Annotated in this window: 20 protein-coding genes and 2 riboswitches; of the genes, 14 read left to right on the forward strand and 6 right to left on the reverse strand. The window is 61.4% G+C overall.

Translation table 11 applies throughout. The annotated features are described in order from the left end of the window. Positions 1 to 61: 61 nt before the first annotated feature. Complete coding sequence (gene metH, locus J3D54_RS20825; RefSeq protein WP_253422263.1) at positions 62 to 3,772, reverse strand: methionine synthase; 3,711 nt, start codon at positions 3,770 to 3,772, stop codon at positions 62 to 64. Positions 3,773 to 3,927: 155 nt separating this feature from the next. Here metH and J3D54_RS20830 point away from each other — a divergent pair, with 155 nt between their 5' ends. Together J3D54_RS20830 and nfuA are read left to right on the forward strand one after the other, a co-directional pair. After that, positions 3,928 to 6,213 (forward strand): fatty acid cis/trans isomerase, encoded by a 2,286-nt coding sequence (locus J3D54_RS20830; protein ID WP_253422265.1) that lies wholly within the window; start codon positions 3,928 to 3,930, stop codon positions 6,211 to 6,213. Positions 6,214 to 6,453: 240 nt separating this feature from the next. After that, positions 6,454 to 7,038 (forward strand): Fe-S biogenesis protein NfuA, encoded by a 585-nt coding sequence (gene nfuA, locus J3D54_RS20835; protein WP_007946504.1) that lies wholly within the window; start codon positions 6,454 to 6,456, stop codon positions 7,036 to 7,038. Between the two features lie 217 nt (positions 7,039 to 7,255). On the opposite strand, the gene cobM is transcribed toward nfuA, so the two are convergent. The 4 genes from cobM to J3D54_RS20855 form a co-directional block, all read right to left on the reverse strand. Beyond that, positions 7,256 to 8,002, reverse strand: coding sequence for a precorrin-4 C(11)-methyltransferase (gene cobM, locus J3D54_RS20840; protein WP_253422266.1), 747 nt, complete (start codon positions 8,000 to 8,002; stop codon positions 7,256 to 7,258). 82 nt (positions 8,003 to 8,084) lie between these two features. Then, positions 8,085 to 8,498, reverse strand: coding sequence for a cobalamin biosynthesis protein (locus J3D54_RS20845; RefSeq protein WP_253422267.1), 414 nt, complete (start codon positions 8,496 to 8,498; stop codon positions 8,085 to 8,087). Beyond that, complete coding sequence (locus J3D54_RS20850) at positions 8,495 to 9,199, reverse strand: CbtA family protein (RefSeq protein WP_253422268.1); 705 nt, start codon at positions 9,197 to 9,199, stop codon at positions 8,495 to 8,497. Before J3D54_RS20850 ends, J3D54_RS20845 begins: the two co-directional genes overlap by 4 nt. 11 nt (positions 9,200 to 9,210) lie before the next feature. Beyond that, positions 9,211 to 9,402 carry a CbtB-domain containing protein gene (locus J3D54_RS20855; RefSeq protein WP_019649183.1) on the reverse strand — a complete coding sequence of 64 codons (192 nt, stop codon included), beginning with the start codon at positions 9,400 to 9,402 and terminating at the stop codon, positions 9,211 to 9,213. A gap of 121 nt (positions 9,403 to 9,523) precedes the next feature. Beyond that, positions 9,524 to 9,752: riboswitch (cobalamin riboswitch) on the reverse strand. Positions 9,753 to 9,968: 216 nt separating this feature from the next. Beyond that, positions 9,969 to 10,183, forward strand: a riboswitch (cobalamin riboswitch). A 101-nt stretch (positions 10,184 to 10,284) separates the two neighbouring features. Between J3D54_RS20855 and cobW the strand changes: the two genes are divergently transcribed. The 5 genes from cobW to J3D54_RS20880 all read left to right on the forward strand — a co-directional run bounded on the left by cobW (position 10,285) and on the right by J3D54_RS20880 (position 18,896). After that, complete coding sequence (cobW, locus tag J3D54_RS20860; protein WP_301293474.1) at positions 10,285 to 11,352, forward strand: cobalamin biosynthesis protein CobW; 1,068 nt, start codon at positions 10,285 to 10,287, stop codon at positions 11,350 to 11,352. A 3-nt stretch (positions 11,353 to 11,355) separates the two neighbouring features. Continuing rightward, complete coding sequence (gene cobN / locus J3D54_RS20865; protein WP_253422271.1) at positions 11,356 to 15,279, forward strand: cobaltochelatase subunit CobN; 3,924 nt, start codon at positions 11,356 to 11,358, stop codon at positions 15,277 to 15,279. A gap of 186 nt (positions 15,280 to 15,465) precedes the next feature. Beyond that, positions 15,466 to 16,473: an ATP-binding protein gene (locus J3D54_RS20870; protein WP_253422273.1), complete on the forward strand. Its 1,008-nt coding sequence runs from the start codon at positions 15,466 to 15,468 to the stop codon at positions 16,471 to 16,473. A 119-nt stretch (positions 16,474 to 16,592) separates the two neighbouring features. Continuing rightward, positions 16,593 to 17,138 carry a VWA domain-containing protein gene (locus J3D54_RS20875; protein WP_253422275.1) on the forward strand — a complete coding sequence of 182 codons (546 nt, stop codon included), beginning with the start codon at positions 16,593 to 16,595 and terminating at the stop codon, positions 17,136 to 17,138. Positions 17,139 to 17,249: 111 nt separating this feature from the next. Then, positions 17,250 to 18,896: a phospholipase D-like domain-containing protein gene (locus J3D54_RS20880; RefSeq protein ID WP_253422277.1), complete on the forward strand. Its 1,647-nt coding sequence runs from the start codon at positions 17,250 to 17,252 to the stop codon at positions 18,894 to 18,896. Between the two features lie 103 nt (positions 18,897 to 18,999). On the opposite strand, the gene J3D54_RS20885 is transcribed toward J3D54_RS20880, so the two are convergent. Continuing rightward, entirely contained in the window at positions 19,000 to 19,446 is a 447-nt protein-coding gene (locus J3D54_RS20885) for a thioredoxin family protein (protein WP_253422278.1), read from the reverse strand. 341 nt (positions 19,447 to 19,787) lie between these two features. Between J3D54_RS20885 and J3D54_RS20890 the strand changes: the two genes are divergently transcribed. The 7 genes from J3D54_RS20890 to J3D54_RS20920 all read left to right on the forward strand — a co-directional run bounded on the left by J3D54_RS20890 (position 19,788) and on the right by J3D54_RS20920 (position 25,422). Further along, a complete protein-coding gene (locus tag J3D54_RS20890; RefSeq protein ID WP_253422280.1) occupies positions 19,788 to 20,636 on the forward strand; it encodes a transporter substrate-binding domain-containing protein in 849 nt (282 codons plus the stop codon). A gap of 52 nt (positions 20,637 to 20,688) precedes the next feature. Continuing rightward, entirely contained in the window at positions 20,689 to 21,351 is a 663-nt protein-coding gene (locus J3D54_RS20895; protein ID WP_018927655.1) for an amino acid ABC transporter permease, read from the forward strand. Between the two features lie 8 nt (positions 21,352 to 21,359). After that, positions 21,360 to 22,022, forward strand: coding sequence for an amino acid ABC transporter permease (locus J3D54_RS20900; protein WP_018927656.1), 663 nt, complete (start codon positions 21,360 to 21,362; stop codon positions 22,020 to 22,022). After that, entirely contained in the window at positions 22,019 to 22,810 is a 792-nt protein-coding gene (locus tag J3D54_RS20905; protein WP_019578494.1) for an amino acid ABC transporter ATP-binding protein, read from the forward strand. Before J3D54_RS20900 ends, J3D54_RS20905 begins: the two co-directional genes overlap by 4 nt. 30 nt (positions 22,811 to 22,840) lie before the next feature. Continuing rightward, positions 22,841 to 23,230, forward strand: coding sequence for a RidA family protein (locus J3D54_RS20910; RefSeq protein WP_018927658.1), 390 nt, complete (start codon positions 22,841 to 22,843; stop codon positions 23,228 to 23,230). Positions 23,231 to 23,400: 170 nt separating this feature from the next. Then, positions 23,401 to 24,165 carry an IclR family transcriptional regulator gene (locus tag J3D54_RS20915; RefSeq protein ID WP_253422282.1) on the forward strand — a complete coding sequence of 255 codons (765 nt, stop codon included), beginning with the start codon at positions 23,401 to 23,403 and terminating at the stop codon, positions 24,163 to 24,165. A 39-nt stretch (positions 24,166 to 24,204) separates the two neighbouring features. Then, on the forward strand, positions 24,205 to 25,422 hold the full coding sequence (locus J3D54_RS20920; RefSeq protein ID WP_253422284.1) for an amino acid deaminase: 1,218 nt from the start codon (positions 24,205 to 24,207) through the stop codon (positions 25,420 to 25,422). Positions 25,423 to 25,424 lie beyond the last annotated feature (2 nt).

Below are 25,424 nucleotides of genomic sequence, written 5' to 3' on the forward strand. Positions count from 1 at the left end.
ACGCAGTCCAACGGGAGCAAGCTCCCTCGCCACAAAGGCTCGCTCCCACAGGGGATGGGGGTTAGTTGTCGTAACCCAGGTTAGGCGCCAGCCAACGCTCGGTCACGCTCAACTCCTGGCCTTTGCGCGAGGTGTAGCTCTGCACCTGATCCTTGTCGATCTTGCCCACGGCGAAATACTGCGCCTGCGGATGAGCGAAGTACCAGCCACTGACTGCCGCTGCCGGGAACATCGCATAGTGCTCGGTGAGGAACACGCCGCTGCGGCCGGCCTTGAGCTCTTGCGCTTGCGGATCCAGCAGCTTGAACAGCGTGGCTTTCTCGGTGTGATCCGGGCACGCCGGGTAGCCGGGAGCCGGGCGGATGCCGGTGTATTGCTCTTTGATCAGCGCCTCGTTGTCCAGCGTCTCGTCCTTGGCATAGCCCCAATAGTCTTTACGCACTTGTTGGTGCAGCCACTCGGCGCACGCCTCAGCCAAACGGTCGGCCAAGGCCTTGACCATGATCGAGTTGTAATCGTCGCCAGCCTCTTGATAGGCCTTGGCCACTTCTTCGGCGCCGATCCCGGCGGTGGTGATGAAACCACCCACGTAGTCGGTCACGCCGCTGTCCTTCGGCGCGACGAAGTCAGCCAGTGAGAAGTTCGGCTTGCCGTCGGTCTTGATGATCTGCTGGCGCAAGTGATGCAGCTTGGCCAATGGCTTGCCGTCATCGCCGTAGACTTCGATGTCATCGTCGCGCACCTGGTTGGCGGGCCAGAAACCGAACACGGCACGGGCGCTGATCAGCTTCTCGTCGATCAGCTTGGCCAGCATTTCCTGGGCATCGGCGTACAGCGCGGTGGCGGCTTCACCGACCACTTCATCCTGCAGGATGCGCGGGAATTTGCCGGCCAGGTCCCAGGAGATGAAGAACGGTGTCCAGTCGATGTATTCGGCCAAAACCTTCAGGTCGATGTTGTCCAGCACCTTGGCGCCGGTGAACGTCGGTTTGACCGGCTCATAGCTGGCCCAGTCGAACTGCGGTTTCTTGGCGATGGCCGCCGGGTAGCTCAGGCGCTCGGTGCGGGCGCTGCGGTTGGCGGTGCGCTCGCGAACGTCGATGTATTCCAGGCGGGTCTTCTCGACGAAGCCGGCCTTCAGTTCCTTGGACAACAACTGCGTCGCCACGCCCACGGCGCGGGAGGCGTCGGTGACGTAGATCACCGCGTCGTTGCTGTACTTGGGCTCGATCTTCACCGCCGTGTGCGCCTTGGACGTGGTAGCACCACCGATCATCAACGGCAGGTGGAAGTCCTGACGCTGCATCTCGCGGGCCACGTGAACCATTTCGTCCAGCGAAGGCGTGATCAGGCCGGACAGGCCGATGATGTCGCATTTCTCGTCTTTGGCGACTTGCAGGATCTTCTCTGCCGGCACCATCACGCCAAGGTCGACGATGTCGTAGCCGTTACAGCCCAGCACCACGCCGACGATGTTCTTGCCGATGTCGTGCACGTCACCCTTGACCGTGGCCATGAGGATCTTGCCCTTGGCTTCCGGCTTGTCGCCTTTTTCCAGTTCGATGAACGGGATCAAGTGAGCCACGGCCTGCTTCATTACGCGGGCGGACTTCACCACTTGCGGCAGGAACATTTTGCCGGCACCGAACAGGTCGCCGACGATGTTCATGCCGGCCATCAACGGGCCTTCGATGACTTCGATCGGGCGCGCGAACGACAGGCGCGACTCTTCGGTGTCTTCCACGATGTGGGTGGTAATGCCCTTGACCAGTGCGTGCTCCAGACGCTTGTTGACGTCCCAGTTGCGCCACTCTTCGGTCTCGGCTTCCTTGACGCTGCCGTCGCCCTTGTACTTGTCGGCGATGGCGAGGAGGGCGTCGGTGCCGTCCGGGGTGCGGTTGAGGATCACGTCTTCGACGGCGTCACGCAGTTCCACCGGGATCTGGTCGTAGATCTCCAGTTGGCCGGCGTTGACGATGCCCATGGTCAGGCCGTTGCGGATCGCATACAGCAGGAACACCGAGTGAATCGCCTCGCGCACCGGGTTGTTGCCACGGAACGAGAACGACACGTTGGACACGCCGCCGGAGGTCAGGGCGTACGGCAGTTCGTCACGGATGTAGGCACAGGCGTTGATGAAGTCCACAGCGTAGTTGTTGTGTTCTTCGATACCGGTGGCCACGGCGAAGATGTTCGGGTCGAAGATGATGTCTTCCGGCGGGAAGCCGACTTCATTGACCAGAATGTCGTAAGAGCGTTTGCAGATTTCTTTCTTGCGCGCTTCAGTGTCGGCCTGACCGGCTTCATCGAAGGCCATCACCACCACCGCGGCGCCGTAACGCTTGCACAGTTTGGCGTGGTGAATGAACTGCTCGACACCTTCCTTCATGCTGATGGAGTTGACGATGCCCTTGCCCTGGATGCACTTGAGGCCGGCTTCGATCACTTCCCACTTGGAGGAGTCGATCATGATCGGGACGCGGGAGATGTCCGGTTCGCCGGCAATCAGATTGAGGAAGGTCACCATGGCCTTCTTCGAATCGAGCATCCCTTCGTCCATGTTGATGTCGATCACCTGGGCGCCGGCTTCGACCTGCTGCAGGGCGACTTCCAGGGCTTCGGTGTAGTTGTCTTCACGGATCAGGCGGGCGAACTTGGCGGAACCGGTGATGTTGGTTCGTTCGCCGACGTTGACGAACAACGAGCTGCGATCGATGGTAAACGGTTCCAGACCCGACAGGCGGCAGGCCTTGGGAATGTCCGGGATTTCACGCGGAGCGTAACCGGCTACCGCTTTGGCGATGGCTTCGATGTGGCCTGGCGTGGTGCCGCAGCAGCCGCCGACGATGTTAAGGAAGCCGCTTTGGGCGAATTCTTCGATGACCTTGGCAGTTTCCGCCGGCAGCTCGTCGTACTCGCCGAATTCGTTCGGCAGGCCGGCGTTCGGGTGCGCCGACACGTGGGTGCTGGCTTTGTTCGACAGCTCTTCCAGGTACGGGCGCAGTTCACGGGCGCCGAGGGCGCAGTTCAGGCCGACGGAAATCGGCTTGGCGTGGGCCACGGAATTCCAGAACGCTTCGGTGGTCTGGCCGGAGAGGGTGCGGCCAGAGGCATCGGTGATGGTGCCGGAAATCATGATCGGTAACTCGACGCCCAGTTCTTCATAAACCCCTTGCACGGCGAAGATCGCGGCTTTGGCGTTGAGGGTGTCGAAAATGGTTTCGATCAGGATCAGGTCGGCGCCGCCTTCGATCAGGCCTTTGGTGGCCTCGGTGTAGTTTTCTACCAGTTCATCGAAGGTCACGTTGCGGTAGCCAGGGTTATTCACATCTGGCGACAGCGAGCAGGTGCGACTTGTAGGACCGAGCACACCGGCGACGAAACGCGGCTTGTCTGGGGTTTCCAGGGTCTTGGCGTCCGCCACCTTGCGCGCCAGGCGTGCACCTTCTACGTTGAGTTCGTATGCCAGGCCTTGCATGCCGTAGTCGGCCTGGGACACTTGGGTGGCGTTGAAGGTGTTGGTTTCCAGAATGTCGGCGCCGGCATCCAGGTAGGCTTTTTCAATGGAGCCAATCACATCCGGGCGGGTCAGCACCAACAGGTCGTTGTTGCCTTTGACATCGCTCGGCCAGTCGGCGAAGCGTTTGCCACGGTAATCCTGTTCCTCGAGCTTGTAGCTCTGGATCATTGTCCCCATGCCGCCGTCGAGAATCAGGATGCGCTCTTTGAGGGCGTGCTTGAGAGCTTGAAGGCGAACGCTGCGATCGGACATTTGGACTACTCGGTAAGGCCATGACGAAGGGCCGGGATAATAACAAACCTGTGTGCTTTTGGAGCATGTGCCGGTTTTGCATGAATATCGTTCATGTTGGTGCGCAGGCCAGACCGGTAGAATCGCGGCGTTTTCTCATGATCAGGACCAGGGATATGTCGTATCGCGTCGTCACCAGCCTATTGATGCTGTTTTTAAGCGGGGGCGCCGCTGCGCAAGGTCCGGATATTTCCTACGTTCGCGACATTCAACCGATCTTCACCGAAAAGTGCGTGGCCTGCCATGCCTGCTACGACTCCGCCTGTCAGCTCAACCTGGGCAGCGGCGAAGGGGCGACCCGAGGTGCAACGAAGGCGCCGGTCTATGACGGCGAACGCAGCAAGGCCGCCGCGCCGACCCGGTTGTTTTATGACGCCTTCGGCAAACGTGCCTGGCAGCAAAAGGGCTTCTATTCGGTGCTCGACGCCCAAGGCAGTCAGGCGGCACTGATGGCGCGCATGCTTGAGCTGGGCCACAGCACGCCGTTGCAACCCAACGCCAAGCTACCGGAAGACATCGTCCTGGGCCTGAACCGGGAAAACATGTGTGCCATGCCGGCAGAGTTCAGCGGCTACGCCAGTTCCCACCCGAAAGAGGGCATGCCGCTGGCAGTGACCGGCCTGACCGATCAGCAATACCAGACGTTGCAACGCTGGCTGGCCTCCGGCGCGCCGATCGACCAGCAGGGCCTGGTGCCCAGCGCCAAGGAAGCCTTGCAGGTGGTGCAGTGGGAAAACCTGCTCAATGCGCCAGGCGCCCGGGAGAGTCTGGTCGGGCGCTGGTTGTTCGAGCACTGGTTCTTGGCCCATATCTATTTCAAGGACGGCGAACCGGGGCATTTCTTTCAGTGGGTACGTTCGCGAACGCCGACGGGGCAGCCCATCGACCTGATCAACACCCGTCGGCCGAATGACGATCCGGGCACTCAGATCTACTACCGTCTGTGGCCGGTGCAAGGCGTGATCGTGCACAAGACCCACATCACCTACCCGCTGAGCGCGGCGAAGATGGCACGGATCAAGAGCCTGTTTTACAACGGTAACTGGCAGGTCCACGCATTGCCGGGCTACGGGCCGGAGCGGCGGGCCAATCCGTTTGCCACGTTCGAAGCGATCCCGGCTCAGGCGCGTTACCAATTCATGCTCGATAACGCCGAATACTTCGTGCGTACCTTTATTCGCGGCCCGGTCTGCCGGGGCCAGATCGCCACCGACGTGATTCGCGACAACTTCTGGGCACTGTTCCAGGCCCCGGAACATGACCTTTACATCACCGACCCGAAATATCGCGGCAAGGCTACGCCGTTGCTGGCGATGCCGGGGCAGAACGATGACGTCGGCAGCGTCCTGAGTCTGTGGCGCGACTACCGCAACAAGCGCAACGAATATGAGGCCCTGCGCCGGGATAGCTATGCCGACTTGCCGGCGCCGAGCTGGTCGACCCTGTGGGCCGGTAATGACAATGCGTTGCTGAGTATCTTCCGGCATTTCGACAGCGCCTCGGTGACCAAGGGCCTGATCGGTGATGTGCCGCAAACAATGTGGCTGTTCGATTTTCCGTTACTGGAGCGCACGTATTACCAGTTGGCGGTCAACTTCGATGTGTTCGGCAACGTGTCCCATCAGGCTCAGACCCGGCTGTACTTCGACCTGATCCGCAATGGCGCCGAGCAGAACTTCCTGCGCCTGATGCCGGCCAACTCACGGGACGGCTACCTCGACGATTGGTACCAGAACAGCGGCAAGTTCAAGATGTGGCTGGATTACGAGGACATCGACAACGACAAGCCGACGGCGCTGACGCTGGACGAAAGCGATCCGAAGCGCGACTTCGCCATGCAGTTGCTGTCCCGTTACGGCGAGCTCAATGCCAGGCCTGATCCGATCAACCGTTGCGACGGCGCTTACTGCTCGCGGCCGAACATCGATCCGGCGTTGCAGAACGCCGAGCAGGCTCTGAGCCGCCTGACGTCGCGCCCGGCCGCCGGTTTGAAAGTCATCGATCAGTTGCCGGAAGCCACGATGTTGCGGATCGAGGCCCCAAGCGGCAAGCGCGAGGTTTATAGCCTGCTGCGTAACCGAGCCCACAGCAACGTGGCGTTCCTGCTCGGGGAGTCGCTGCGTTATCAGTCGGGGCTCGACACGTTGACGATCTATCCCGGTGTTCTAAGCAGCTACCCGAACTTCATGTTCAACATCCCGGCCGGGGAAGTGCCAGCGTTCGTCGACGAGATGGAAAATGCGAGAGATGCTGCCAGCTTCGAGAAAATCGTCGAACGTTGGGGCATTCGTCGCAGTCATCCGCAGTTCTGGCAGTATTTCCATGATCTGAGCCGCTACATCCACGACACCGACCCGGTGGAAGAGGGCGTGCTGGACATGAATCGCTACGAGAATCTCTGATTGAGGGCCTGAACACGCACCGCTGCCCTCTGTAGGAGCGACCTGTGGCGAGGGGGCTTGCCCCCGTTGGGTTGCGAAGCAGCCCTCTACATTCTTCAGATACACCGAGTTGTCTGGTTTACGACTGCTGCGCAGCCGAACGGGGGCAAGCCCCCTCGCCACAGATCCCGACAAAAATACTAGGACTTTGTGCGGCGCGTCGATTGGCGTAAACTGCGTCCAAGCCTGCGAGGAGTTTCCATGACCGCTATTACCATTACCGACGCCGCCCATGATTACCTGGCTGATCTGCTGTCCAAGCAGAACACCCCGGGTATCGGCATCCGCGTCTTCATCACCCAGCCTGGCACCCAATACGCCGAAACCTGCATTGCCTACTGCAAGCCGGGCGAAGAAAAACCTGAAGACACGGCGCTGGGGCTCAAAAGCTTCACCGCTTATATCGACTCGTTCAGTGAAGCGTTTCTGGACGATGCGGTAGTCGACTACGCCACCGACCGCATGGGCGGCCAGCTGACCATCAAGGCGCCAAACGCCAAAGTCCCGATGGTCAACGCCGACAGCCCGGTCAACGAGCGCATCAATTACTACCTGCAAACCGAAATCAACCCGGGGCTGGCCAGCCACGGCGGTCAGGTCAGCCTGATCGATGTGGTTGAAGACGGTATTGCCGTGCTGAAGTTCGGCGGCGGTTGCCAGGGCTGCGGCCAGGCAGACGTCACCCTGAAAGAAGGCATCGAACGCACCTTGCTCGAGCGCATTCCTGAACTCAAGGGTGTACGTGACGTGACCGACCACACGCAGAAAGAAAACGCCTACTACTAAGGTGTTCGCTGCAGAAGCGAAAAAACGGCACCCGTGAGTGCCGTTTTTTTATGGGTGATCGATAACCTGTGACGAGGGGGCTTGCCCCCGTTGGGTCGCGAAGCGGCCCCCTGCATTCTTTCAGACATACCCTACAAGCAGGTCTTGCGACGGCTTCGCCGCCGAACGGGGCGATGCGGCGTTCCGACAAGCCCCCTCGCCACAGTGTGTGTTTGGCTCAAGGTCTGTATAGGTGAGCATGCCCCGCCCGATACAGCGACGACTCACTGAAGTGGTCACTACCCAACACCCGGCCCACCAGAATCAGCGCCGTTCGGCGAAAGCCCTTGGCTTGAACCTTCTGTGCAATGTCTGCAAGTGTCCCCACCACCCAGTCCTGATCTGGCCAGGTTGCCCGGTGAATCACCGCGATCGGGCAATCGGCGCCGTAGTGCGGCAGCAATTCGGCAAGGATCTTCTCCAGATGATTGACCCCCAAGTGGATCGCCATGGTCGCCCCGTGTTGCGCCAGGCTGCCCAGGTCTTCGCCAGCGGGCATCGCGGTCTTGTCGGCGTAACGGGTCAGAATCACGCTCTGTGACACGTCCGGCAGGGTCAGTTCAGCACCCAACAGGGCCGCGCAGGCAGCGGTGGCGGTAACGCCGGGAACGATTTCGAATGGGATGTCGAGTTCACGCAGGTAGCGAATCTGCTCGCCAATCGCGCCATACAGGCTCGGATCACCGGAATGCACCCGAGCCACGTCCTGGCCGTTGGCGTGAGCGGTTTTGATCAGCTCGACGATCTGTTCCAGATGCAGTTCGGCGCTGTTGACCACCCGTTCGGCCCGGTGGCCTTCCAGCACGGCGGCGGGGACCAAGGAGCCGGCATAGATGATGACCGGGCAGCTACGAATCAGCCGCTGGCCTTTGACGGTGATCAGTTCCGGGTCGCCGGGGCCGGCGCCAATGAAGTAGACGGTCATCGTCGTTTCCTGTCAGAAATAGGGCTTGGGCATGCTCCAGATGAAGAATGCTCATGATCGAGGGCGGGGATTATCGGGGATTTTACGCGGCGCTGGCCAATGCCAGGGTGGCCTGGGCGTATTTTTGTCGTGGAATCAGCAACTTTGGCGGTGCCTGAGCCAATTGTTCGGCCAGGGCCAGCGCGGCACTTTCGGCCACGCCGTAGCAGCCGGTGCGTTCGAACGCGATGTCCGAGTGGTGGCTGAGTTGCGGTTCATAACCGGCCAATTGTTCGCTGCTGAAATACATCAACGGCAATGCCAGCTGTTCGGCCAGTTGAATCAGGCCAGGTTCATCGCGCTTCAGGTCGATACTGGCCAGGGCCTTGATCTCACGAAGCTCGATTTGATGGGCCTGTAACGCCTGATCGAGCAGCGCCCGCAGCGTGCTGACGGGGCAGCCGCGCTGGCAGCCCAGGCCGACCACCAGGGTCGGCGCTGCGCTGACGTCAGTCATGCGCTGTAATGGCCATCGCTTTTACGGCGGAACAACCAGGCGCTGATCAGGCCCAGGGCCAGCCAGAACGCCACGTTGGTCAGCTGCGAAGCGATTTTGAATTGCGCTTCCAGGGCTTCCGGCGCCAGCATCGAATGGACTTCCGGTTGCGGTGCGCCGATCACATGCGGCACGGCCAGGATCGCCACGCCGAGAGCTTTCATCAGCCAGTGACGGCTGAATACGATCAGCGCGATACCGACCGCTGTAGACGCGGCAGTGCCGATCCACCAGATTTGCCGTTGCGCCAGATCAGCCGCGGCAGTGCCCGGCAGCTCAGGCGGCAGGCCGAGAGTCGGTGCCAGCACGAACGTCGCATAACCGGCCAGGCCCCAGAGCAGGCCCTGAGAGGTTTTGGTCGGTGCACGCAAGGTGTAGAGACCGGCGAGCATCAAGGCGAAACCGACGGCCACCACCAGGTTACCGCCGGTAGTGGACAGCACGCGCTGCCAGCCGTCTTCCGGTTCCCAGGCTTCGGCGTCGTGGGTGTGAGCGACGGCACCGGCGGCGTGTTCGTGGACTTCAACAGCGGCCGGCTCGGATTTTTCGTAGGTTTCGGCCTGCAGAATCAGCGGGGCGACCCAGAAGCTTTGCAGCAGGGTCAATAGCAGCGCGGCCAGCAGCCCGGTGAAACCTGCGGTTTGCGCAATACGCTTGATCATGTCAGCAGGTCTCAATGGCACGGAAAGGCAGAGCTGTGACGGGTGTCGTGCGCGGCGTTGTGTACCGCTTCGATGTGCGAGAAACCGGCGAAATACACAAGGCACGCGCCAAGGATCGACGCACACACGGCGGCGGTCAGGCGTTGAGTCAGGGTTGTGGTGGTGCTGGCCGTTGCGTGGCCGGTGCTGCTGATGATCGACATGGCGCTTCCCTCTGGTCTGTCAGCGGGTGAATAGAGCGCATGAAAACCTCCGCACGCCAAGGGCTCGCAGAGATTTCGAACAGCGCCCGCCCACCGCGGGTTTGTTATTCAGTGAACGTAAAAGTCACTTTGTGTTGCGGGCCGGTCTCCGGGCTCGCGAGGGGCAGGGCTAACGCCTGAACCTGCAAGCATCACCTTCCCATGCCGTATGACCGACACAGTGGATCTGACGCTTCACTCGCTTACCGTTGCGGGGGCAGCACCGGACTGACATGGCTTTAGAGTAAAGCACATGATTCACCGGTTTCCCGTTTCACCCTGTGAAGGGCACCCGTAACAAGGCGTGTAGGAGAGCATGGGCGGGGGCGGGGAGTCAATTGGCAAGGGTTCTCAACTCTGTGGCGAGGGGGCTTGCCCGCGTTGGGCAGCGAAGCGGCCCCCTGTATTCTTTCAGGCATACCCCGCAAGCAGGTCTTGCGACGGCTTCGCCGCCGAACGGGGGCAAGCCCCCTCGCCACGGGTGATCGCATTCTCCGACAAGACATTGACCCGCCCCCACACGATGCGTAGCCTTGCGCTTTCGAGGTTCTTCGGCGTTTGCCGGAGCTAAGAAGGGAACGCGGTCGATGCCGCGGCTGCCCCCGCAACTGTGAACGGTGATGTTCGCTGCCACGCCACTGCAAGCCCGTGCAACGGGTTCGCGGGAAGGCGCAGCGAATGCCAGGCTGACCCGCCCGGCACACCGTCAGCCAGGAGACCTGCCTCGACACAGATTCTCACTTTCAACCGGGCGGGGTGATCCGGTGGCGAACTCTTCAGGCACGCGCCCCCGCGTTGCCGGTTGTCGTCCCGTATGCCCGCCACCTTGCCAAAGGGCATCCGATGAAAACACTGGCCAAACTCCCCGTCACCATCGTTACCGGCTTCCTCGGTTCGGGCAAAACCACCTTGCTGCGGCACATGCTCGACAACGCCCAGGGCCGTCGCATCGCGGTGATCGTCAACGAGTTCGGCGAGCTGGGCATCGACGGTGAGATCCTCAAGCAATGCTCCATCGGCTGCACGGAAGAAGAGGCCAGCGGTCGCGTCTACGAATTGGCCAACGGCTGCCTGTGCTGCACCGTTCAGGAAGAATTCTTCCCGGTGATGCGCGAGTTGGTTGCTCGTCGCGGCGACCTCGACCACATCCTCATCGAAACCTCGGGCCTGGCCCTGCCAAAGCCTTTGGTCCAAGCCTTCCAATGGCCGGAAATCCGTAGCGCCTGCACCGTTGACGCGGTGATCACCGTGGTCGATAGCCCGGCCGTCGCTGCCGGCACCTTCGCCGCGTTCCCGGATCAAGTGGACGCCCAGCGCAAACTCGACCCGAACCTGGACCACGAATCGCCGCTGCACGAGCTGTTCGCCGACCAACTGGCCAGCGCCGACCTGGTGATTCTCAACAAGGCTGACCTGATCAGCGCCGAAGACCTGGCCCGCGTGCGCCTGGAAGTCGCCGAAGAGCTGCCGCCGGCGGTGAAAGTCATCGAAGCCAGCAGCGGTCGCTTGCCATTGGACGTACTGATCGGCCTCGGCGCCGGTTCCGAAGAACACATCGACAGCCGCCACAGCCATCACGATCATCACCATGAAGGTGAAGACGACCACGATCACGACCATGACGCGTTCGACTCGATCTCGATCGAGCTGCCGCAAGCCGACGAAAGTCTGCTGATGGACGCGCTGACGCAACTGGTGGTCCAGCACGGCATCCTGCGGGTCAAAGGTTTTGCGGCGGTGCCAAACAAGCCGATGCGCCTGTTGATTCAGGGCGTGGGCACGCGTTTCGACAAACACTTCGACCGCCAGTGGGGCGCTGAGGAAGCGCGCAGCACCCGTCTGGTGTTGATCGGTCAGGCGTTGGACGCCGTTCAGCTCGAAGCGCAATTGCGCGCTGCGCTCAGCGTTTAACCCATGCACCTGCTCAGGACCCAGCCCGGCGGTTTCGTGTCGGATGACAACATTGCCGACCTTGGACAAACCCCCGCCGAGCTGGTGATCCTGTGCAGCGGCGATTCCAGCCTGGCGTTGCTCGCCGAGGCGGCGCAACAGCTGCCCGACGATTACCCGAGCCTGCGCCTGGCCAACCCGATGCAGGTGCAGAATCACGCCTCGGTCGATCTTTATGTCGACGAAGTGCTGCGCCACGCCAAGGTGATTCTGATCTCGCTGCACGGCGGCATCGCCTATTGGCGTTACGGCATCGAGCGTCTGGTGGAGCTGTCCCAGCGGGGCGTGCAGCTGATTCTGGTGCCGGGCGACGATCGCCCGGACCCGGAACTCAGCGACCTGAGCACGGTGATTCCCGAAGACCGCGACCGGCTCTGGCAGTTTTTGCGCCAGGGCGGCATGGCCAATGCCCTGGATTTTTTCCGCTGTCTGGCCAATCGCTGGCTGGGTCGCGATTACGCCTGGGCGGAGCCACAAACCCTGCCGCGCACCGCGATCTACCACCCGCAAAAAAGCCCCGCGCAACTGAAGGATTGGCAAGCCGATTGGCAGGTCGATCAGCCGGTGGCGGCGGTGCTGTTTTACCGCTCGCACTTGCAGGCGGCGAACACCGGTTTCATCGATATTTTCTGCCAGCGTTTGCAGGCGGCGGGGCTCAACCCATTGCCGATTGCCGTGGCCAGTCTGAAAGAACCCGGCTGCCTGATGGTGGTCGAGGATTTGCTGGATGAAGTCGAGGCGGGGGTGATTCTCAACACCACCGGTTTCGCCCAATCCAGCCCCGAAGCGCCGCACCTGCGGCCGTTTCGTCGCAACATCCCGGTGATTCAGGCGATCTGCGCCCAGGACAATGAACCGGGTTGGCTTGCCAGCGAGCAGGGCCTCGGCCCCCGGGACTTGGCGATGCACATCGCGCTGCCGGAGCTGGACGGGCGAATCATCAGCCGGCCGATCAGCTTCAAGGACCTGGCGTGGCGCAGCGAGCGCAGTCAGTCCGATGTGGTTTGCTATCGACCCCAACCGGAACGCATGGATTTTGTCGCTGAACTGGCGCGGCGCTGGATCGATCTGGCGCGAGTGCCCAACAGCGAAAAACGCATCGCTCTGATCCTCGCCAACTACCCGACCCGCGATGGGCGCATCGGCAATGGCGTCGGTCTCGACACTCCGGCCGCCGCGCTGAATATCCTCCGTGCCCTGCACGTCGAAGGTTATCCGCTACCGGCCGAGTTGCCGGACAGCGGCACCGCGCTGATCCAGCAACTGCTCGGTGGTGTCAGCAATGACCTGGACACTGTCGATCAACGACCGTGTCAGCAAAGCCTGGCACTGGACGATTATTTTCTGATGTTCAATGCACTGCCAGAAGCCAATCGCCAGGCAGTACTGGAACGTTGGGGGCCGCCGGAAAGCGATCCGATGTTCCGTGGCGGGCGAATGATGATTGCCGGCCTGCGCTTCGGCCTGACCTTCGTCGGCATTCAACCGGCGCGGGGTTATCAGGTTGACCCGAGCGCGGTCTATCACGACCCGGACCTGGTGCCGCCTCACGGGTATCTGGCGTTCTACTTCTGGTTGCGCAACACCTACGGCGCCCACGGCGTGATCCATGTCGGCAAGCACGGCAACCTCGAATGGCTGCCGGGCAAGGGTGTCGGGTTGTCGGAAAACTGCTGGCCGGACGCATTGCTCGGACCGCTGCCGAATATCTATCCGTTCATCGTCAACGACCCGGGCGAGGGCGCCCAAGCCAAGCGCCGTACGCAAGCGGTGATCATCGATCACCTGATGCCGCCGCTGACCCGCGCCGAAACCTACGGCCCGTTGCGCAACCTTGAGTTGTTGGCCGACGAATATTACGAAGCGCAATTGCTCGATCCACGCCGCGCCCGGGAACTGCAGCGCGATATCCTGCAACTGGTGCGCGACACGCACATCGATCGCGAACTGCAACTGGACGAGAAGCTCGACAGCGATGCCGACGCGGCGATCTGGTTGCCGCGTCTGGACACCTACCTGTGCGATTTGAAGGAGTCGCAGATCCGCGACGGCCTGCACGTGTTTGGCGAATCGCCGACCGGGCGGCTGCGCATCGACACTTTATTGGCTTTGTTGCGCATTCCTCGCGGCGACGGCCGTGGCGCGCAATCGAGCGTGCTGCGGGCGTTGGCCAAGGCGTTCGAGTTGGGCTTCGATCCGCTGGATTGCGTGTTGGCCGAGCCCTGGAGCGGTCCTCGGCCGGATGCCTTGCAGGCGGTCAGTGATGAGCTGTGGCGCACGGCGGGGGATACCCGTGAACGTCTGGAACTGCTCGCCGCGCAGCTGATCTCGCAGACTTTAAATGCCGAGGTCGAGCGACTGAACCCTCCTCAAGCCAAGCCCGGCCCCTGTGGGAGCGAGCTTTTGTGGCGAGGGAGCTTGCTCCCGTTGGGTCGCGAAGCGGCCCCAAAAAAGGGGACTGCTGCGCAGTCCAACGGGGGCAAGCCCCCTCGCCACAAAGACCCGCTCTCACAGGAGGCAGATTGGTCCGAAGTGAGCGCGATCATCGATAGCCTGCGCGAAGTCGTCGCGCCGCGCCTGGACGCCTGCGGCCCGGCGGAAATGCGCGGTCTGCTGGACGCTCTCAGCGGGCGATTCGTCCCGGCCGGGCCGAGCGGTGCGCCCAGTCGCGGACGGCTGGACGTGTTGCCCACCGGGCGCAATTTCTATTCGGTGGACGTGCGCAACCTGCCGACCACCACGGCGTGGCGCATCGGTTTTCAATCCGCGAACCTGATTCTTGAGCGGCACTTGCAGGATCACGGCGATCACTTGCGTCAGCTCGGTCTGTCGGTCTGGGGCACCGCGACCATGCGCACCGGCGGCGACGACATTGCCCAGGCGATGGCATTGATGGGCGTGCGGCCGGTGTGGGCGACGGGCAGTCAGCGGGTCGACGACTTCGAGATTCTGCCGTTGAGCTTGCTGGACCGGCCGCGGGTGGACGTGACCTTGCGCGTCTCCGGTTTTTTCCGCGACGCCTTCGCCAACCTGATCAGGCTGTTCGACGCCGCCGTGCAAGCGGTCGCCGCGCTGGATGAACCGGACGATCTCAACCCGTTGGCCGCCAAGGTTCGCTCCGAGCGCGAAGCGCTGCTGCAATCCGGTCTGGATGAAGAGGCGGCCAGGCGACAGGCCGGCTGGCGGATCTTCGGGGCCAAACCGGGGGCTTACGGTGCCGGTGTGCAAGGCGCCATCGACGGTCGCTTGTGGCAAACCCGCGAAGACCTGGCTGAGGTTTACCTGAACTGGGGCGGCTATGCTTACGGCGGCTCCGATGAAGGCACCGCCGCCCGCGAACAGTTCGCCCAGCGTCTGAGTCAGGTGCAGGCAGTGCTGCAAAATCAGGACAACCGCGAGCACGACTTGCTCGATTCCAACGACTATTACCAGTTCCAGGGTGGCATGCTGGCGGCCGTCGAAAGCCTCAGTGGTGCAGCCGCGGCCAGTTATCACGGCGACCACAGTCAGCCGGATTTACCGAAGATCCGCACCTTGAAGGAAGAGTTGAACCGGGTGATCCGTTCCCGGGCGGCCAATCCGAAGTGGATCGACGGGGTCAAACGTCATGGCTATAAAGGCGCGTTCGAACTGGCGGCAACGGTCGATAACCTGTTTGCATTCGACGCCACCACGCAGTTGATCGACGATCACCAGTATGCGTTGCTGGCGGATGCCTATTTGCTTGATCCGGCGACCCGGGACTTTGTCCGCGAACACAATCCCCACGCCCTGCGCGACATGACCGAACGCCTGCTCGAAGCGCAGCAACGGGGGATGTGGCAGGAACCGGGTGAGTATCGCGAGGCGCTGGAGAATTTGTTGCTCGATATAGAAGAAGACAGTTAGCCGGCGAGCAGGAGATCTATGGCGAAGGGGGCTGTGGCGAGGGGGCTTGCCCCCGTTGGGTCGCGAAGCGGCCCCCGCTTTTACCTCTGTTTACACCGAGTTGCCCGGTTTTACGACTGCTTCGCAGCCGAACGGGGGCAAGCCCCCTCGCCACAATGTAATCTCTGACCACAAGCGAGACCCGACATGACCGACACCCCCCATTTCCCGCTCTCCGCCGTGGTCGGCGCCGATGACTTGAAGCTCGCGCTGTACCTGACCGCTATCGACCCGAAAATCGGTGGCGTGCTGATCGAAGGTCCGCGCGGCATGGCCAAGTCGACCCTGGCCCGAGGTTTGGCGGACCTGCTGGCCAGCGGTCAATTCGTCACCTTGCCCTTGGGCGCCACCGAAGAACGGCTGGTCGGCACCCTCGATCTCGACGCGGCCTTGAACGAAGGTCGCGCACAGTTTTCTCCCGGTGTATTGGCCAAGGCCGACGGCGGCGTGCTCTACGTTGATGAAGTGAATTTGTTGCCCGATCACCTCGTGGACCTGCTGCTCGACGTGGCCGCCAGCGGTACCAACCTGATCGAGCGTGACGGGATTTCCCATCGGCATTCGGCGAAGTTTGTGCTGATCGGCACCATGAACCCGGAAGAGGGCGAGCTGCGCCCGCAACTGCTCGACCGCTTTGGTTTGAACGTCGCGCTCAGTGGCCATACCGCACCCGCCGAGCGCGGCCAGATCATCCGTCGTCGACTGGATTTCGACAGTGATCCACAAGGCTTCTGCGCCGAGTGGGAACGTCAGCAACAGGCACTGCGCGAGCGTTGCCAGAAGGCGCGTGCGGCCCTGGCGAGTATCCCGCTCGACGATGCCGCATTGGCGCAGATCACCGAGCGCTGCTTTGCTGCCGGCGTTGATGGCCTGCGGGCCGATCTGGTCTGGCTGCGTGCAGCTCGGGCTCATGCGGCATGGCGCGGCGCGAGCGTCATTGGCGAAGACGATATCGACGCGGTCGCCGAATTTGCCTTGCGTCATCGTCGTCGGGAGCATTCGACCTCTGCGCCGCAACAGTCCCAAGCGCCACAGCAATCCCCTGCGCAAACCCCCAATCCGAACGAAGGCCAGGGCCAGTGGGGCGAAATACCCGCCCAGGCACTGCCGGTCGGTGCTCGACGTGAAGTGCCGAGCTGGCCAAAAAAGCCCTAGGCATTCGCCCTCGATCAGACGCGGGGGCGAATGCCAGACCCCGCGCAGGACGGCTGGATCAGGGTAAACAGGGCAAGCGCCACACCGCCCGTAATGGATCGGTCAACTGGCCTGGCACTTTGCTCAATGGCCGACCGCGTCAACGCGATGACCTATTGTTCCATTTGCGTACCCGCACCCCTCATGAACTGTGGCTGGTGATCGTCGATGCCTCGGCCTCGACCCGGCGCCATCAGGCGTTGAGCGATGCCAAGGGCTTGTTGGCGCAACTGTTCGACGATGCCTATCGCCAGCGTGCGCGTCTGGCGTTGCTGACCGCCAGCGGTCATCTGCCGAAGTGGCAGGTGCAGGGGTTGAAAGCCTCTGCGGGCTTGCGCGACTGGCTCGAGGGATTGGGCGCCGGCGGCGGAACGCCAATGCTGGCGGCATTGAGTGAAGCAGGGCGTTGGCTGGCGGCACGGCAAAAGCGTTTTCCGGCGGAACAGCAGCGGCTATTGCTGGTGACGGATGGACGGCTGAAGGAGTGGTCGATGTTGCCGACGCTGGATTGCCCGGGGTTGCTGATCGACATCGAGCGCGGGCCGATTCGCCTCGGACGGGCTAAAGTGTTGGCGACTCAGCTGCAGGTTGATTATCGACATATCGATGGGCTGATTTCAGGTTGAATAGGGTGCTGACAGTGCTCGCTATGGCATCATTTGGGTATCGAAAAATCCCTGTTACCCCCCGCATCGCTGCCCTATGCTCTGTAAGCAAGCCAATCACAGGAGTGACCCATGCGCGTTCTAGCCCGCAACGATCAGGACGATTTCCGCGTCAAAGCCTACGCCGGCACCAACGGTGTGCTGCTGGCCATCGACCTGGCCGAACCCCGCCGTAAAGGCCTGCTGGGGTTTGCCATCGAAAAACAGCAAGGCGACAAACCCTGGCTGTTTCTGTTCAACAGCCTGACCTTTCCCGGCAAGGATCATACGTTCCCCCAGTTTCACGCCACCCCGAGTGATGCCGCGCCTTTGCAGAAATTTCGTTGGGCCGATTACGCGGTCAATCCGGGTGTGACGATCCATTATCGGGTTCACCTGGCTTATGGCACCGCCGATGCGCCACAACTGGGTGAATGCCTGGAAGTGACAGTCACCACGGACAATGGCCTGCCCAAGGGCCAGAACGTGATTTTCAACCGGGCGGTGGCTGCCAGCCAGGCGTTCCAGCGCAAGTTCGCCGACCTCGATGCGCTGCTCAGCGTCAACAAGACACTGCCCATCGAAGAATGGCCCGACGCGCCGCGGCAATGGCTGGAAAATGGTCTGCTCGCACGCCTGCTCGGGTTTATCGAACGTGCTGTGGATGGCCAGTGGGCGCTGGACATCGCGATCTATGAATACCAGTTGCAGGCGATCGTCGATGCGGTGAACGCCGCCTTCGAGCGCGGTGTAAAGGTTCGGGTCCTGTACCACGCCCAACCCGGCGAAGACACCACGGCGCTGAACGAAGCCAGCCTGGAAAAAATCCCGGCGGCGAACAAGCGCGGGCGAGTCACCCACAATATCTTTCACGACAAGTTCATAGTCCTGAGCCGGCTCGATGCGACGGGGCAGCATCAGCCTGAAGCGGTACTCTGCGGCAGCACCAACTTCACCGCCAACGGTGTTTACCGTCAGGCCAACGTTGTGCATGTGCTGGACGACGCCCGGATCGGCGCCAGTTACCTGCAAACCTTCGAGCAGGTCTGGGCCACACCGGCGGACGTCGGCGCTACGCGGGATTGGCTCACGGAGCACAATCCGATGCAGCCTGACCAGCCGCTGTTCGCCGGTTTTTCACCGCGCTCGGGCGAGGGCGACTTGCATGAGTTCGTCGAAATCATCAATGCCGCCAAAAAAGACCTGCTGTTTGTCACCGCATTCACCTTGCCGGACGTAATACTCAACGCGTTACTCGGCCAGCCTCACGACGACATCTTGCGTTACGGCCTGCAAAACACGGTCAGCAGCATCACCGGTTTCCACGCCGACCGCACCGCCGAATTCGCCGCCACCGCGCTGCTCAACACAGGCCTGGAGGGCTGGCTCAAGGAAAACATGAAAGGCCAGAAGGGCAACCTGCTGGTGCACACCAAAGCCATCGTCGTCGACTTCACCAGCGACTCACCGACCATCATCAGCGGCAGCCACAATCTCAGTGACGCGGCCAGCAATGGCAACGACGAGAACTACCTGATCATCCGTGGCGACACCGACCTGGCCGATCGTTACGGGCTGGAACTGCTGCGCTTTTATGAGCATTACCGGTTCCGCTACTTCGCAAAGAAACTGCAACTCAAGCAGGTCCGGCCGTTGGCGGCGGATGACAGCTGGACCGATGACTATTACCGCGAGGGCGACCTGCGGATGTTGTCGCGGCTGCGTTTTTCCGGACGATAAACACACCGACGGACTAATTCTGATCACGGAACCTGTAGGCGCGGACAAGCCTCGCGCCTACAGGGATCTGCGTCTTGCTGGTATGAGCGTTCTGTCAGACGACTCAAACATTACTCGTCAAACGCACATTCAACAGCTCCCGAGCCCGATGCACAGTGCATAAGTTGCTGAGGGTTTTTTGCAACCACGGCAAGTTGTGGTGGGGTTTGCGGGCAACCCGTTTGGGCCTGAGTTTGCCGATGTGCTGTTTGAAATGTTCTTCCAGCGTTTCCGGGGTCCCTATGCCCTTGAGCTTCGTCAGCAGTTTCCCCTTCTTGTAGAACAGCGCAGTGGGTGTGCCTTTGACTTCCGGATGCCGAGGGGATTTGCTCGTATCCAGCACATAGATGCACGCGTGATCCTTGTACTTCTCGGCAATGGCCCGGAAAACCGGCTCGGCCCATTCGCAGGCGGGACAGTGCCGGTTGCCGAAATACAGGATCACCGGGCGCCAGGTGTTGAGCGCTTTGCGGTAGGCCGGATCCAATGGCTGGGTGGACATCGAACTCATTGAAATCTCCTTTTCAAAGACTATCGAAGGCCTGTTGACGTTAAAGGAGGCGAGCGGGTGGGTCTACTGTCAGAAATTACAGGTGCGCTCTGCTTCTTTTTGACCTGCAATGCACTGCGATGTGACTCAACCACACACAGCCTGTGGCCAACGGTAGCGCTCATTCAGCTGTTCTTTTCGTAACACCTTCTTCGCGCCTGTGCGCATCCATTTGATTCAAAACACTTTTCAAATCCCCCGAGATTCCGCCCATAACCTGTGGCACACTTTCTGCTGTCTATTCCGCTGTTACATACCAAGTTCCGGTATAGCGGAATAAACATCACCCAGGAGTGCTAGCCATGCATCGCCGACCTTCCTTGTTTAAAGCGTGTTTTTTCCTGTTCGCGGCTTCGGCTGCTGTCATGGGTTTCGCCCAGGCAGCAGACAGCAAACTCGACAGTGTATTGGCCCGTGGGAAATTGATCGTGGGCACGGGCAGTACCAATGCGCCGTGGCACTTCCAGGGAGCGGACGGCAAGTTGCAGGGTTTTGATATCGATATCGCGCGGATGGTGGCCAAGGGGTTGTTCAACGACCCGAGCAAGGTCGAGTTCGTGGTGCAGTCGTCCGATGCGCGGATTCCGAATCTGCTGACCGACAAGGTCGACATGAGTTGCCAGTTCATCACCGTGACCGCCAGCCGCGCCCAACAGGTGGCGTTCACGCTGCCGTACTACCGCGAAGGTGTCGGCTTGTTGCTGCCGGCCAACAGCAAGTACAAGGAAATCGACGATCTGAAAGCCGCCGGCGACGGCGTGACCGTGGCAGTGCTGCAGAACGTGTACGCCGAAGAACTGGTGCATCAGGCGCTGCCCAAGGCCAAGGTCGATCAGTACGACAGCGTGGACTTGATGTATCAGGCGGTGAACTCCGGCCGGGCCGACGCGGCGGCCACCGATCAGTCGTCGGTGAAATACCTGATGGTGCAGAACCCTGGCCGTTATCGCAGCCCGACCTACGCCTGGAGCCCGCAGACCTACGCCTGTGCGGTCAAACGCGGCGACCAGGACTGGCTGAACTTCGTCAACACCGTGCTGCATGAAGGCATGACCGGCGTTGAATTCCCGACTTACGCAGCGTCGTTCAAGCAGTGGTTCGGTGTCGATCTGCCAACCCCCGCCATCGGTTTCCCCGTCGAATTCAAATGATCCCGTGAGAGCGGGGCGGTTATAAAGCGCCCCGCTCAAGGTACTGCTGACCATGAACTATCAGTTGAATTTTGCCGCCGTGTGGCGCGACTTCGACACCTTGCTGGCGGGGCTCGGTCTGGGCCTTGAGCTGGCACTGGTGTCGATCGCCATCGGCTGTGTGATCGGCTTGCTGATGGCGTTTGCTTTGCTGTCGAAGCACCGCGCGTTGCGGGGGCTGGCGTCGGTGTATGTGACGGTGATCCGTAATACGCCGATTCTGGTGTTGATTCTGTTGATCTACTTCGCCTTGCCGAGCCTGGGTATTCGCCTGGACAAGATCCCCTCGTTCATCATCACCCTGTCGCTGTATGCCGGGGCGTACCTGACCGAAGTGTTTCGTGGCGGGCTGTTGAGCATTCCCAAGGGCCTACGTGAAGCCGGGTTGGCGATCGGCTTGGGCGAGTGGCAGGTCAAGGCGTACATCACCGTGCCGGTGATGCTGCGCAATGTGTTGCCGGCGCTGTCGAACAACTTCATTTCGCTGTTCAAGGACACCTCGCTGGCGGCGGCGATTGCCGTGCCGGAGCTGACCTATTACGCGCGCAAGATCAATGTCGAGAGCTACCGGGTGATTGAAACCTGGCTGGTGACCACAGCGCTCTATGTTGCGGCCTGTTACCTCATTGCCATGATGCTGCGTTACCTCGAGCAGCGTCTGGCGATTCGCCGATAGGAGGCCCCATGTACGAATCCCCCAGCTGGTTGCATGAGTTATGGGTGGCCCGGGATGTCCTGTGGCAGGGCTTCCTGACCAGTGTGCAGTGCTCGGGCCTGGCGATTTTGCTGGGCACGCTGGTCGGCATCGTCGCCGGCCTGGTACTCACCTACGGCACGTTCTGGATGCGCGCGCCGTTCCGGTTCTACGTCGACATCATTCGCGGCACGCCGGTGTTTGTATTGGTACTGGCCTGCTTCTACATGGCGCCGGCCCTGGGCTGGCAGATCAGCGCCTTCGGGGCTGGCACTTTGGGCCTGACGCTGTTTTGCGGTTCCCATGTCGCCGAGATCGTGCGCGGTGCGTTGCAAGCGCTGCCCAGCGGCCAGATGGAAGCGAGCAAGGCCATCGGCCTGACGTTTTACCAGGCGCTGGGTTATGTGTTGTTGCCCCAGGCGTTGCGGCAGATCTTGCCGACCTGGGTCAACTCGTCCACCGAGATCGTCAAGGCGTCGACCTTGTTGTCGGTGATCGGCGTCGCCGAGCTGCTGCTCAGCACCCAGCAGATCATCGCCCGGACCTTCATGACCCTGGAGTTTTACCTGTTCGCCGGATTGCTGTTTTTCGTCATCAACTACGCCATCGAATTACTCGGCCGGCACATTGAAAAGCGGGTGGCCTTGCCATGACTCAAGCTCAAGTTTCGACCCAGAACCAGGCGCTGCTGGACATCCGTGGCCTGCACAAACAGTACGGCCAGCTCGAAGTGCTCAAGGGCGTCGACCTGACCATGCAGCGCGGCAATGTGGTCACGCTGATCGGCTCCAGCGGCTCGGGCAAGACCACGCTGTTGCGCTGCGTGAACATGCTCGAAGAGTTCCAGGGCGGGCAGATTCTGCTCGACGGTGAATCCATCGGCTATGACGAGGTTAACGGCAAGCGCGTACGCCACCCGGAAAAAGTCATCGCCCGCCATCGCGCCATGACCGGCATGGCCTTCCAGCAATTCAATCTGTTCCCGCATCTCACTGCATTGCAGAACGTCACCCTCGGTTTACTCAAGGTGAAAAAACTGCACAAGGATGAGGCGGTGGCGCTGGCGGAAAAATGGCTGGAGCGGGTCGGCCTGCTGGAGCGCCGCGATCATTACCCCGGTCAGTTGTCCGGTGGTCAGCAACAGCGCGTGGCGATTGCCCGGGCGATTGCGATGAACCCGAGCCTGATGCTGTTCGATGAAGTCACCTCGGCCCTCGATCCGGAACTGGTGGGCGAAGTGCTGAACGTGATCAAGGGCCTGGCCGAAGACGGCATGACCATGTTGCTGGTGACCCACGAAATGCGTTTTGCCTTCGAGGTCTCGGACAAGATCGTGTTCATGAATCAGGGGCGGATCGAAGAGCAGGGGCCGCCCAAGGAACTGTTCGAGCGCCCGCAGTCGCCGCGACTGGCGGAATTTCTCAAGAGCACCCGCTTTTAAGCTTTCATTTTTTAATCAGGAGAAACACCCATGAGCATTACTCGTTACGGCACCGGCAGCACCGCCGGTGGCGGCCAGCCCCGTCCTTTCGCCCGCGCCGTCGAAGCCGATGGCTGGCTGCACGTGTCCGGGCAGGTGCCGGCGGTGGATGGTGAAATCATCGTGGGCGGGATTGTCGAGCAGACTCACCAGACCATGAAAAACCTGATCGCGATTCTGGAAGAGGCCGGTTACGGGCTCGAAGACGTGGTGCGCACGGGCGTGTGGCTGGAAGACCCGCGGGACTTCTGGAGTTTCAACAAGGTGTTCTCCGAGTACTTCAAAAGCGAACACGCCCCGGCCCGGGCCTGCGTGCAGGCGAACATGATGGTCGATTGCAAGGTCGAGATTGACTGCATTGCGTACAAGAAAAAGGCCTGAACCGCGGCGCGCCCATCGCGGGCAAGCCACGCTCCCACAGGGATTGATGATGTGCCTGCAATCTGTGGCAGCACATGGAACCCTGTGGGAGCGGTCTTGCCCGCGAAGCGGCCTAACGGTCGCCACCGCACTCTGGGTAAACTCCCGGCACTTTGAATGGGACCACTGATATGACCGAAGACACCATCAAGCGCCGGGCTCGCGGTCTGGACCGGGCGTTCGACATCCTCGATTTCCTCAAGGAAATCGGCCAGCCCTTGCGCCCGAACGAAATCGCCAGCGGCATCGGCAGCCCGAAATCCACGGTCTACGAACTGGTCGCGTCCTTGTTGGAGCGGCGCATCCTCGAGTCCGTAGGCAAGGACGGTCACGTCTACCTCGGCCGTCAACTGTACTTCCTCGGGCAGGCGCATTTGCGCCATTTCGACCTGTCTCGCGAGGCCGATCATGCCTTGCAGGAGATCGTCAGCCAGACCCGTGAAACTGCGCAGATGTGCCTGCTCAACGGTCGCAAATACACCGTGGCATTGATGAAAGAGGGTGAGCGGCATTTCCGCATTTCCTCGGACATCGGCGAAAACGCGCCGATCCCCTGGACCGCTTCCGGGCGGCTGCTGCTGGCGCACCTGAGCGATCAGCAAATCGTCGATTTGATCGACCCCGACGACTTCATCCTGCCCGACGGCGAGCGTCTGCCGCTGGAGCAGTTTCTCCAGGAGATTCGCCAGGCTGCCATCGACGGATTCTTTTCCTTCGACAGCGTCGCCGACACCTTCACCCATTGCTTCGCCGCCCCGGTCAAAGACCCGAACGGCATCGCCATCGCAACCCTGTGCATCGTCGCCCCACGGGCCGATGCGAAGAACAATTACAACGACTATCGCCGGGTACTGATCGACAGCGCCAACAGCCTCGCCCGGCGTATCAACGAATAACAGCGGCTGTCTGCGGCCGCGTGTGTGAGGAGATCGACCATGTCTACTGCCATCAATACCGCCGCCGTGGAAAAGGGCGCCGCCCAGACCGGCGCCAACCTGGTGCGTGACGTCAGCCTGCCGGCGCTGGTGCTGCACCGCGACGCGCTGGAACACAACATTCGCTGGATGCAGGACTTTGTCAGCAACAGTGGTGCGGAACTGGCGCCCCACGGCAAAACCAGCATGACCCCGGCGCTGTTTCGTCGGCAACTGGCCGCCGGTGCCTGGGGTATCACTCTTGCCAGTGCCACGCAAACCCGCGCGGCTTACGCCCATGGTGTGCGTCGGGTGCTGATGGCCAATCAACTGGTCGGCACACCGAACATGGCGCTGATCGCCGACCTGCTGGCAGATCCGACCTTTGATTTCTACTGCATGGTCGATCACCCGGATAACGTTGCCGACCTCGGCGCGTATTTCGCCTCGCGCGGCGTGCGCCTGAACGTGATGATCGAGTACGGCGTGGTCGGCGGTCGTTGCGGTTGCCGCACCGAAGCCGAAGTGCTGGCGCTGGCCAAGGCTATTGCCGCTCAACCGGCGCTGGCGCTGACCGGCATCGAGGGCTACGAAGGGGTGATTCACGGTGATCATGCGGTGAGCGGCATCCGCGAGTTCGCCGCCTCCCTGGTGCGTCTGGCCGTGCAGTTGCAGGACAGCGGCGCGTTCGCGATTGCCAAGCCGATCATCACCGCGTCGGGGTCGGCCTGGTACGACCTGATCGCCGAGTCGTTCGAAGCGCAGAATGCCGGCGCACGTTTCCTCAGCGTGCTGCGCCCCGGCAGTTACGTGGCCCATGACCATGGCATCTACAAAGAAGCGCAATGCTGCGTGCTCGACCGTCGCAGTGACCTGCACGAAGGTTTGCGCCCGGCGCTGGAAGTCTGGGCGCATGTGCAGTCGTTGCCGGAGCCGGGTTTTGCGGTGATCGCCCTGGGCAAGCGCGACGTGGCCTACGACGCCGGTTTGCCGGTGCCGTTGCTGCGTTACAAGGCCGGCGTGGTGCCGGCGACCGGTGACGATGTGAGTGCCTGCAAGGTGACGGCGGTGATGGACCAACACGCCTTCATGACAGTGGCGCCGGGGGTTGAGTTGCGGGTGGGCGATATCATTTCGTTCGGAACTTCGCACCCGTGTTTGACGTTCGATAAGTGGCGCGTCGGGTGTCTGGTGGATGAGCAACTGAATGTCATCGAAACCATGGAAACCTGTTTCTAAGA

This window comes from Pseudomonas sp. GGS8 (assembly GCF_024168645.1).
Classification (GTDB): Bacteria; Pseudomonadota; Gammaproteobacteria; order Pseudomonadales; family Pseudomonadaceae; genus Aquipseudomonas.

Coding starts and splice junctions, on each gene's coding strand:
- metH (WP_253422263.1), bottom strand. CDS start 3,772: ATGTCCGATCGCAGCGTTCGCCTTCAAGCTCTCAAGCACGCCCTCAAA.
- J3D54_RS20830 (WP_253422265.1), top strand. CDS start 3,928: ATGTCGTATCGCGTCGTCACCAGCCTATTGATGCTGTTTTTAAGCGGG.
- nfuA (WP_007946504.1), top strand. CDS start 6,454: ATGACCGCTATTACCATTACCGACGCCGCCCATGATTACCTGGCTGAT.
- cobM (WP_253422266.1), bottom strand. CDS start 8,002: ATGACCGTCTACTTCATTGGCGCCGGCCCCGGCGACCCGGAACTGATC.
- J3D54_RS20845 (WP_253422267.1), bottom strand. CDS start 8,498: ATGACTGACGTCAGCGCAGCGCCGACCCTGGTGGTCGGCCTGGGCTGC.
- J3D54_RS20850 (WP_253422268.1), bottom strand. CDS start 9,199: ATGATCAAGCGTATTGCGCAAACCGCAGGTTTCACCGGGCTGCTGGCC.
- J3D54_RS20855 (WP_019649183.1), bottom strand. CDS start 9,402: ATGTCGATCATCAGCAGCACCGGCCACGCAACGGCCAGCACCACCACA.
- cobW (WP_301293474.1), top strand. CDS start 10,285: ATGAAAACACTGGCCAAACTCCCCGTCACCATCGTTACCGGCTTCCTC.
- cobN (WP_253422271.1), top strand. CDS start 11,356: ATGCACCTGCTCAGGACCCAGCCCGGCGGTTTCGTGTCGGATGACAAC.
- J3D54_RS20870 (WP_253422273.1), top strand. CDS start 15,466: ATGACCGACACCCCCCATTTCCCGCTCTCCGCCGTGGTCGGCGCCGAT.
- J3D54_RS20880 (WP_253422277.1), top strand. CDS start 17,250: ATGCGCGTTCTAGCCCGCAACGATCAGGACGATTTCCGCGTCAAAGCC.
- J3D54_RS20885 (WP_253422278.1), bottom strand. CDS start 19,446: ATGAGTTCGATGTCCACCCAGCCATTGGATCCGGCCTACCGCAAAGCG.
- J3D54_RS20890 (WP_253422280.1), top strand. CDS start 19,788: ATGCATCGCCGACCTTCCTTGTTTAAAGCGTGTTTTTTCCTGTTCGCG.
- J3D54_RS20895 (WP_018927655.1), top strand. CDS start 20,689: ATGAACTATCAGTTGAATTTTGCCGCCGTGTGGCGCGACTTCGACACC.
- J3D54_RS20900 (WP_018927656.1), top strand. CDS start 21,360: ATGTACGAATCCCCCAGCTGGTTGCATGAGTTATGGGTGGCCCGGGAT.
- J3D54_RS20905 (WP_019578494.1), top strand. CDS start 22,019: ATGACTCAAGCTCAAGTTTCGACCCAGAACCAGGCGCTGCTGGACATC.
- J3D54_RS20910 (WP_018927658.1), top strand. CDS start 22,841: ATGAGCATTACTCGTTACGGCACCGGCAGCACCGCCGGTGGCGGCCAG.
- J3D54_RS20915 (WP_253422282.1), top strand. CDS start 23,401: ATGACCGAAGACACCATCAAGCGCCGGGCTCGCGGTCTGGACCGGGCG.
- J3D54_RS20920 (WP_253422284.1), top strand. CDS start 24,205: ATGTCTACTGCCATCAATACCGCCGCCGTGGAAAAGGGCGCCGCCCAG.